Genomic DNA, 10,351 nt, shown 5'->3' with positions numbered 1-10,351 from the left:
GTGGCGGTGTGGCCACCCGCGCCACTGCAGGCCGGGATGGTTTTCCACGCCCTGTGGACCGCCGGCGAACCGACCGAGTCGACCGGGGTGGATGTGTATGCGGTGCAGACGGTGCTCGGGTTGTCGGGGCGGGTCGATGCGGGCCGGTTGCGGGCGGCGGCGCAGGCGGTGCTGGACCGGTATGCGAACCTGCGGGTCGCGTTCGTCACCGACGGGGTCCAGACCCCGGTACAGGTCGTGCTCGACCGGGTCGAGGTGCCGTGGTGGGAGGCCGACCTGTCCACCGTGGCCGCGGGTGGGGAGCGGGACGCCGCGCTGACACAACTGCTCGAGCGCGATGCCGAGGCGCGGTTCGAGCTGGCGAGGGCGCCGCTGCTGCGGTTCGGGCTGGTCACCCTCGACCCCGGCACCGATGCGGGGGCCGGGTCGGGGGTGGGGCAGTACCGGTTGGTGTTCTCCTATCACCATGTGCTGCTCGACGGCTGGTCGATGCCGCTGGTGCTGCGGGATCTGCTCGCCGTCTACACCCACGGCGACACCGCGCTGCTCGGCCCGGTGGTGTCCTACCACCGGTACCTGGGCTGGCTGGCCGAGCAGGACGCGGCCGGGTCGGTGGCGGTGTGGCAGCAGGCCCTCGCCGGGGCGGAGCCGACCCTGCTCGCCCCCGCGCCGGTAGGGGCCCAAGTCCAGGAGCGGGCGGCGACCGTGACCACGGTGCTCGACGAGCAGGAAACCGCGGCGCTGACGGCGTTGGCGGGCCGGTTGTCGGTGACGCCGAACACCGTGGTGCAGACCGCGTGGGCGATCGTGCTGGGCAAGCTGACCGGGCGTAGCGAGGTGGTGTTCGGGGCGACGGTGTCCGGGCGCCCGGGACAGGTGCCCGGTATCGAAGAGATGGTGGGGTTGTTCATCAACACCATCCCGGTCCGGGTCGGGCTCGACCCGGCCGAAACGATTCGGGCTCTGCTGCAACGCATCCAGACCGAGCAGGCGGGGTTGTTCGAGCATCACCAGGTGCCGTTGGCCGACATTCAACGCGCCGCCGGGACCGGGGCACTGTTCGACACCTTGACCGTGTTCGAGTCCTACCCGGTCGACCGCCACGACCTGTCCGCGCGGGCCGGGGACCTCGACGGCATGCAGATCACCGCGGTCGGGTCCAACGACGCCCCGCACTACCCGTTGTCGCTGGTGGTCGTGCCCGGGGAGCGGTTGCAGGTGCGGTTGCTGCACCAGCGGTCGGTGTTCGAGGGGTTGTGGGTGGAGCGGGTCGCCGAGCGGTTGGTGCGGGTGCTGGCGGCGATGAGTACCGATCCGGGCGCGGTGGTGGCCGGGATCGAGGTGCTCGACGCGGCCGAGCGTGAACTGGTGCTGGAACAGGGTTGCGTGCCGGGGAAGGTCGGCGTCGGAGACACTCTGATCGGAGACACTCTGATCGGGCGGTTCGACGAGCGGGCGCGGGAGTATGCGGACGCGGTCGCGGTGGTGTGCGGCGACGCGTCGTTGACGTATCGGCAGTTGTCGGGGCGGGTTTATCGTCTGGCGCGGGTGCTGATCGCGCGTGGGGTGGGGCCGGATTCGGTGGTGGCGGTGGTGCTGCCGCGGTCCGAGGACTTGGTGGTGGCTGCGTTGGCGGTGGCGGCGGCCGGTGGTGGGTATCTGCCGTTGGATCCGCGGTATCCGGGGGACAGGATTGCCTTCGTTCTCGACGATGCCGACCCGGTCTGTGTGGTGGTGCGCGGTCGCGAGGATCTGGCCGGGGTGTCGACGTCGGTGCCGGTGCTGTGTCTGGGCGAGATGGAGATGTCGGGGGTGTCGGGTGGGCCGGTCGCGGATGCGGAGCGCGCGGCTCCGCTGCGCGCGTCGAATCTGGCGTATGTGATCTACACCTCCGGGTCGACGGGTCGACCCAAGGGGGTGCAGGTTCCGCATGGATCGGTGGTCGCCCTGTTCGATAACACCGACACTTTTTTCGGGTTCGACGCGACCGATGTGTGGTCGATGTTTCACAGTTTCGCGTTCGATTTCGCGGTGTGGGAGTTGTGGGGGCCGCTGGTGCACGGCGGGGTGTTGGTGGTGGTCGACTGGGAGACTTCGCGGTCCCCGGACCGGTTCCGCCGTTTGGTGGCCGACGCGCGGGTGACGGTGCTGTCGCAGACCCCGTCGGCGTTCGCGTTGTTCGAGGCGGCCGACAGCGCAGCCGGCGAGGAGCCGGGGGTGCCTGCGCTGGCGCTGCGGTGGGTGGTTTTCGGTGGGGAAGCGCTGGATCCGCGGCGGGTGGCGGCATGGTTCGGCCGGCATGGATCGGTGGGGCCGCGGTTGGTGAACATGTACGGGATCACCGAAACCACGGTGCACGTCACCCATGTCGAGCTCGACGCGGCGATGGTCGGTAGCACCGGGGCGAGTGTGGTGGGTCGCCCCATTGCGGGGCTGGGCGTCTATGTGCTGGATGGGTGGTTGGCGCCGGTGCCGGTGGGGGTGGTGGGGGAGTTGTATGTGGCGGGGGTGCAGGTGGCGCGGGGGTATCAGGGTCGGGCGGGGTTGAGCGCGGCGCGGTTTGTGGCGGTCCCGTTCGGGGGTTGGGGGCAGCGGATGTATCGGACCGGGGATTTGGTGCGGTGGAACGAGTCCGGGGAGCTCGAGTATGTGGGGCGCGCGGATTTCCAGGTCAAGATCCGGGGGTTGCGGGTCGAGTTGGGCGAGATCGAGACCGCGCTCGCGGGGCAACCGGCGGTGGGCTCGGCGGTCGTGACGGTGCGGGAAGGCTCGTCGGGGCAGTCGGTGCTGGTGGGGTATGTGGTGCCCGCGGCGGACATGGTGGTCGAGCCGGGGGCGGTGCGGGCGGGGGTGGCGGCGGTGCTGCCGGAGTACATGGTCCCGGCCCAAGTGGTGGTGCTCGAGGCGTGGCCGGTGACGAGCAACGGGAAGTTGGACCGCGCAGCGCTACCGCAGCCGGTGTTCCAACCGGACGAACAGCGCTACCGGGCGCCCTCGACCCCGGTCGAGCAGTCGCTTGCGGGTGTGTTCGGGCAGGTCCTCGGGATCGACCGGGTCGGGGTCGACGACGATTTCTTCGCCCTGGGTGGGGATTCGATCATGTCGATTCAGGTGGTGGCGCGGGCCCGGGAGCGCGGCGTGGTGGTGTCGCCGCGGCAGTTGTTCGAGGCGCGCACGGTCGCGGCCCTGGCGGCGGCAGCCACGGTCGAGGCGGTCGAGGCGGTCGAGGAGGTGGCGCGCCGGCTCGACGAGATGCCGCTGCCGACGCTGCCGCCCGAGCAGTGCGCGGCGCTCGAACGGCGCTACCCGGGAGTAGTGCAGGTATGGCCGCCCGCGCCGTTGCAGGCCGGGATGGTTTTCCACGCCCTGTGGGCCGCCGGCGAACCGACCGAGTCGGCCGGTGAGCCGGTGGATGTGTACGCGGTGCAGACGGTGCTGGGGTTGTCGGGGCGGGTCGACGCGGCCCGGATGCGGGCGGCGTCGCAGGCGGTGCTGGACCGGTATGCGAGCCTGCGGGTGGCGTTCGTTACCGACGGGGTGGATTCCCCGGTGCAGGTGGTGTGCGACGGGCTCGAGGTGCCGTGGTGGGAGGCCGACCTGTCCACCGTGGCCGCGGGTGGAGAGCGGGACGCCGCGCTGACACAACTGCTCGAGCGCGATACGGAGGCCGGGTTCGAGCTGGACACCGCGCCGCTGCTGCGGTTCGGGCTGGTCACCGTCGATTCGGGCACCGCGTCGGGGGCGGGGGAGTTCCGGTTGGTGTTCTCGTATCACCATGTGCTGCTGGATGGTTGGTCGATGCCGCTGGTGCTGCGGGATCTGTTGAGCGTGTATGCCGGCGGGGATGGCGAGGGGCTGGGGCCGGTGGTGTCCTACCGCCGGTATCTGGGCTGGCTGGCCGAGCAGGACGCGGCGGGGTCGGTGGCGGTGTGGCGGGAGGTGCTGGCGGGGGCGGAGCCGACGCTGCTGGCGCCGGTGGGGGCGCGGTCCCAGGAGCGGGCGGGGACGGTGGCGGCGGGGCTCGACGAGCGTGACACCGCTGCGTTGACCGCGTTGGCGGGCCGGTTGTCGGTGACGGTGAACACGGTGGTGCAGACCGCGTGGGCGATCGTGCTGGGCAAGCTGACCGGGCGTAGCGAGGTGGTGTTCGGGGCGACGGTGTCGGGGCGCCCGGCGCAGGTGCCCGGTATCGAAGAGATGGTCGGGTTGTTCATCAACACCATCCCGGTGCGGGTCGGGCTCGACCCGGCCGAGTCCATCGAGGCCCTGCTGGGGCGGGTGCAGGGTGAGCAGGCGGGGTTGTTCGAGCATCACCATGTGCCGTTGGCCGACATTCAACGCGCGGCCGGGGTCGGAACCCTGTTCGACACCCTGACCGTGTTCGAGTCCTACCCGGTGGATCGGGATGCGCTGGCCGCCCGGCTCGGGGCGATCGAGGGGATGGAGCTCACCTCGGTCGGGGGCACGTCGGGAACGAATTATCCGTTGACGGTGGTCATCGATCCGGGGGACCGGTTGCAGTTGCGGGTGTTGTATCAGCCGGCGGTGTTCGAGGGGTTGTGGGTGGAGCAGGTCGCCGCGCGGTTGGTGCGGGTGCTGGCGGCGATGGTCACCGATCCGGGCGCGGCGGTGGCCGGGATCGAGGTGCTCGACGCGGAGGAGCGGGCGCGGTTGGTGTCGGTGCGGGGGGCGGCGGGGTCGGTGGGGGCGAGTTTGCCGGAGTTGTTGGTGGCGGCGGCGGGGCGGGATCGGTCGGCGGTGGCGGTGGTGTGTGGGTCGCGGTCGCTGTCGTATGGGGAGCTCGATGCGGTGTCGAACCGGTGGGCGCGGGTGTTGCTCGACCAAGGTGCCGGGCCGGAGTCGGTGGTGGCGGTGGCGGTGGCGCGGTCGGTGGAGTGGGTGGTGGCGGTGTGGGCGGTGGCCAAGGCGGGGGCGGCGTTCGTGCCGGTGGATCCGGGTTTGCCGGGTGAGCGGATCGCTTATCTGCTGGCCGATTCGGGTGCGGTGGCCGGGTTCGCGGTGGCCGGGCAGGTCGAGACGCTGCCGGGGTCGGTGCCGTGGTTGCTGCTGGATGCGCCGGTGCCCGGGGGCGGGTCGGCGGCGCCGGTGACCGATGTGGAGCGGGGTGGGCGGGTGCGGCTCGAGCATCCGGCGTATGTGATCTACACCTCGGGCACGACGGGGCGACCGAAGGGTGTGGTGGTGCCGCATCGCGGGGTGGGCAACTTCGCGGCGGAGTTGGTGCAGCGGTTCGGGGTGGGTGCGGGGTCGCGGGTGTTGCATGTGGCGTCGCCGAGTTTCGATGCGGCGGTGCTCGAGTTGCTGCTCGGGTTCGGGGCGGGCGCGACGGTGGTGGTGGCGCCGGCGGCGGTGCGGGGCGGGCCGGAGCTGGGTGAGTTGATCGCCCGCGAGCGGGTCACGCATGCCTTCCTGACCCCGACGGTGTTGGCGACGGTGCCGCCGGCGGGGTTGGGGTCGGTGCGCTGGTTGTTGTGCGGGGCGGAGGCGGTGCCGGGGTCGGTGGTGGCGGGGTATGCGCCGGGCCGGTCGATGCACAACCTGTACGGCCCGACCGAGGCGACGGTGGCGGTGGCGGTGTCGGCGGCGTTGGCGCCCGGTGGCCCGGCGCCGATCGGGGGTCCGGTGCGGGGCACGGCGGTGGTGGTGCTGGATGGGTGGTTGGCGCCGGTGCCGGTGGGGGTGGTGGGGGAGTTGTATGTGGCGGGGGTGCAGCTGGCGCGGGGGTATCGGGGTCGGGCGGGGTTGAGCGCGGCGCGGTTTGTGGCGGTCCCGTTCGGGGGGTCGGGGCAGCGGATGTATCGGACCGGGGATTTGGTGCGGTGGGGCGAGTCCGGGCAGCTCGAGTATGTCGGGCGCGCGGATTTCCAGGTCAAGATCCGCGGCCTGCGGATCGAGCTCGGCGAAATCGAAGCCGCACTCGCGGCGCAGCCGGCGGTCGACTCGGCGGTCGTGACGGTGCGCGAAGGCCCGTCGGGGCAGCCGGTGCTGGTCGGGTACGTCGTGGCTGCGGCCGACACGGTGGTCGACCCGGACGCGGTCCGCGCCGCGGTGGCGGCGGTGCTGCCGGAGTACATGGTGCCCGCCCAGGTCGTGGTGCTCGAGGCGTGGCCGGTGACCGGGTCGGGGAAGGTGGATCGGGCAGCGCTACCGCAGCCGGTGTTCCAACCGGACGAACAGCGCTACCGGGCCCCGTCGACCCCGGTGGAGCAGCTGCTGGCGGAGGTGTACGCGCAGGTCCTCGGGATCGACCGGGTCGGGGTCGAGGACGATTTCTTCGCTCTGGGTGGGGATTCGATCATGTCGATTCAGGTGGTGGCGCGGGCCCGGGAGCGCGGTGTGGTGGTGTCGCCGCGGCAGTTGTTCGAGGCGCGCACGGTCGCGGCGCTGGCGGCGGTGGCCGGATCGGGCGAGATGGGGCCGGTGCTCGAGGAGTTGGCGGGGGCGGGGGTGGGTGTGCGGCCGTTGTTGCCGGTGGAGCGGTGGATGCTCGAGCGCGGTCCTTATACGCGGTTCACCCAGTCGATGGTGGTGCAGGTGCCGGCGGGGGCGGTCGGGGAGCAGGTGGTGGCCACGGTCGCGGCGGTGGCCGCGCGTCATGATGCGTGGCGGTCGCGGCTGGTCCGTGACGGCGACGGGTGGGTGGTGCGCATCGATGCGTCCGACGCGGTGGCGGTGGGGTCGTGGGTGTCGCGGGTGGCGGTGCCGGCCGGCAGTGCGCCGGGGCGGGTGCGGGAGTTGGCGCAGGCGGCGGTGGTGGCGGCGGCGGGGCGGCTGGACCCGCAGGCGGGGGTGATGGTGCAGGTGGTGTGGCTGGATCGGGGACCGCACGAGCCGGGGGCGGCGGTGCTGATCGCGCATCATCTGGTCATCGACGGGGTGTCGTGGCGGATCGTGATCCCGGATCTGGTGGCGGCGTGGGCGCAGGTGGTGCAAGGGCAGGTGCCGGTGTTGGCGCCGGTGGGGACCTCGGTGCGGCGGTGGGCGCACGCGGTGGCCGAGCAGGCGAGCGCGCCGGCGCGGGTGGGTGAGCTCGGGTTCTGGCGTTCGATGCTCGACGGCGCGCAGGACCCGTTCGGGTCGCGCGGGTTGGATCCGCGGGTCGACACGGTGGCCACCGTGCGGGAGGTGTCGGTGAGGGTGTCGGCGGCGGTGACCGAGGCGGTGCTCACGCGGGTGCCGGCGGTGTTTCGGTGCGGGATCGATGCGGGGTTGTTGGCGGGCCTGGCGGTGGCGGTGGCGCGGTGGCGACACGGGCGGGGGTTGGATCCGGGCCCGCTGGTGGTGCAGCTCGAGAGTCACGGCCGCCACGAGCAGGTCGTGGCGGGGGCGGATCTGTCGCGCACGGTGGGCTGGTTCACCACGGTGTTCCCGGTGCGCCTGCCGATACCGGCCGGGGGGGTCGGGTCGGTCCTCAAGGCGGTCAAGGAACTGTTGGCGGCGGTCCCGGACCACGGTGTCGGCTACGGATTGTTGCGTTATCTCAACGACGACACCGCGGCGGAGTTGGCCGCGGCCGGGGCGCCGCAGGTCGGTCTGAACTACCTGGGCCGGGCGTCGGTGGCGGATGCGCAACGGATGCTCGACACCCGGGACTGGCTGCCCACCGACACCCTCGGCCCGCTGACCGTGCCTGCGGAGGCGGACATGGCCGCCGCGGCGGCACTCGATATCAACGCCATCGTCGTCGACGACGCGGACGGCGCGGACGGCGCGGACGGGCCGGTGCTGCAGGCCCGGTTCGGGTTCGCCTCCGGAGTGCTCGACGAAACCGACGTCACCGAACTCGCGCACCTGTGGGGGCACGTCCTGGCCGAGTTGGCCGCGCACGCCGCCGAACCCGATGCGGGCGGGCTGACCCCCTCGGACGTGCCGCTGGTGTCGCTGACCCAAACCCAACTCGACACCCTGCACCAGCGCTACCCCGACGTGGCCCAGGTCTGGCCACCCGCGCCACTGCAGGCCGGGATGGTTTTCCACGCCCTCTGGGCCGCCGGCGAACCGACCGAGTCGACCGGTGAACCGGTGGATGTGTATGCGGTGCAGACGGTGCTGGGGTTGTCGGGGCGGGTCGACGCGGGGCGGTTGCGGGCGGCGGCGCAGGTGGTGCTGGATCGGTATGCGAGTTTGCGGGTCGCGTTCGTTACCGAGGGGGCGGATTCCCCGGTGCAGGTGGTGCTCGACCGGGTCGAGGTGCCGTGGTGGGAGGCCGACCTGTCCACCACCGCCCCGGGTGGGGAGCGGGAGGCGGCGCTGGCGGGGGTGTTGGCGGCCGATGCCGAGGCGGGGTTCGAGTTGGCCGATCCGCCGTTGCTGCGGTTCGGGCTGATCACCCTCGACCCCGGCACCGATGCGGGGGCCGGGTCGGGGGTGGGGCAGTACCGGTTGGTGTTCTCGTATCACCATGTGCTGCTGGATGGTTGGTCGATGCCGTTGGTGCTGCGGGATCTGCTCGCCGTCTACACCCACGGCGACACCGCGCTGCTCGGCCCGGTGGTGTCCTACCACCGGTATCTGGGCTGGCTGGCCGAGCAGGACGCGGCCGGGTCGGTGGCGGTGTGGCAGCAGGCCCTCGCCGGGGCGGAGCCGACCCTGCTCGCACCGATGGCGGCGCGGCCCCAGGAGCGGGCGGCGACCGTGACCACGGTGCTCGACGAGCAGGAAACCGCGGCGCTGACCGCGTTGGCGGGCCGGTTGTCGGTGACGGTGAACACGCTGGTGCAGACCGCGTGGGCGCTCGTGCTGGGCAAGCTGACCGGGCGTAGCGAGGTGGTGTTCGGGGCGACGGTGTCGGGGCGCCCGGGACAGGTGCCCGGTATCGAAGAGATGGTCGGGTTGTTCATCAACACCATCCCGGTGCGGGTCGGGCTCGACCCGGGCGAAACGATTCAGGCTCTGCTGCAACGCATCCAAACCGAGCAGGCGCGGTTGTTCGAGCATCACCATGTGCCGCTGGCCGACATCCAGCGCGCGGCCGGGACCGGGGCACTGTTCGACACCTTGACCGTGTTCGAGTCCTACCCGGTCGACCGCCACGACCTGTCCGCGCGGGCCGGGGACCTCGACGGCATGCAGATCACCAGCATCGGCTCCAACGACGCCCCGCACTACCCACTGTCCCTCGTGGTCGTGCCCGGGGACCGGTTGCAGGTGCGGTTGCTGTATCAGCGGTCGGTGTTCGAGCCCGAGTGGGTGGAGCAGGTCGGTGCCCGGTTGGTGCGGGTGCTGGGGGCGATGAGCCGCGATCCGGGCGCGGTGATGGCCACCGTCGAGGTGCTCGATGCGGCCGAACGCGAACTGGTGCTGGCGACATGGAACGACACCGAACACCGGATGGATCCGGATGCGACTTTGGTGTCGTTGTTCGCGGCGCGGGTGGCGGCGTCGCGGGTGTCGCCGGCGGTGGTCGGGGTCGAGGGGGAGGTGCTCTCGTACGGGCAGTTCGCGGCGCGGGTGCGGCGGTTGGCAAGGCATCTGATCGCGCGGGGGGTGGGCCCGGAGTCGTTGGTCGCGGTGGCGGTGCCGCGGTCGGTGGCGATGTTGGTGGGTATCTATGCGGTCCTAGAGGCCGGTGGGGCCTATGTGCCGGTGGATACGCAGCAGTCGGCTGAGCGGGTGGGGCACATTCTCGACACGGCGGATCCGGTGGTGGTGTTGACGGTGCTGGGGGTGGAGGTGCCGGCGGTGGGGGACCGGCCGGTAGTGCGTGTCGATGCGGTCGAGGTATCGGGGTTGCCGGCGGGGCCGGTAGTCGATGCGGAGCGGGTGTCGCCGTTGCGGGCGCAGCATCCGGCGTATGTGATCTTCACGTCGGGGTCGACGGGGCGGCCGAAGGGGGTGGCGGTGTCCCATACGGCGATCGTGAACCGGTTGATGTGGATGCAGGACCGGTACCGGCTCGACGAGTCGGATGTCGTGTTGCAGAAGACGCAGGTGACCTTCGATGTGTCGGTGTGGGAGTTGTTCTGGCCGTTGCAGGTGGGGTCGCGGTTGGTGATCGCGGCGCCGGAGGTGCATAGGGATCCGGCGGTATTGGCGGCGACGATGGTCGAGCATGCGGTGACGACGGTGCATTTCGTGCCGTCGATGTTGGCGGCGTTCGTGGACGAGCCGTCGGCGGGGACAGTGGCGTCGTTGCGGCGGGTGTTCGCCTCGGGGGAGACGTTGGGCGGTCCAGTCGCGCAGCGGGCGCGGGCATTGTGGCCGCGGCCGGGGCTGCACAACCTGTACGGGCCGACGGAGGCTGCGGTGGATGTGACCTTCCACGAGGTCACCGTGGTCGACGTCGAATCGGTGCCGATCGGGGCGCCCGTGTGGAACACGCGGGTGTATG

At 71.7% G+C, this 10,351-nt stretch carries 1 protein-coding gene; it reads left to right on the top strand.

Features of this window, described 5'->3' with window-relative positions; genetic code table 11:
* Positions 1–10,351 (top strand): non-ribosomal peptide synthetase (locus OG921_RS26520; protein WP_266115551.1); only part of this gene is annotated, 10,351 nt, incomplete at both ends.

It is taken from the genome of Aldersonia sp. NBC_00410, assembly GCF_026342035.1.
Taxonomy (GTDB): Bacteria; Actinomycetota; Actinomycetes; order Mycobacteriales; family Mycobacteriaceae; genus Aldersonia.
Note: the sequence above shows the minus strand (reverse complement) of the source record. Positions and strands in the feature narration are given on the sequence as shown.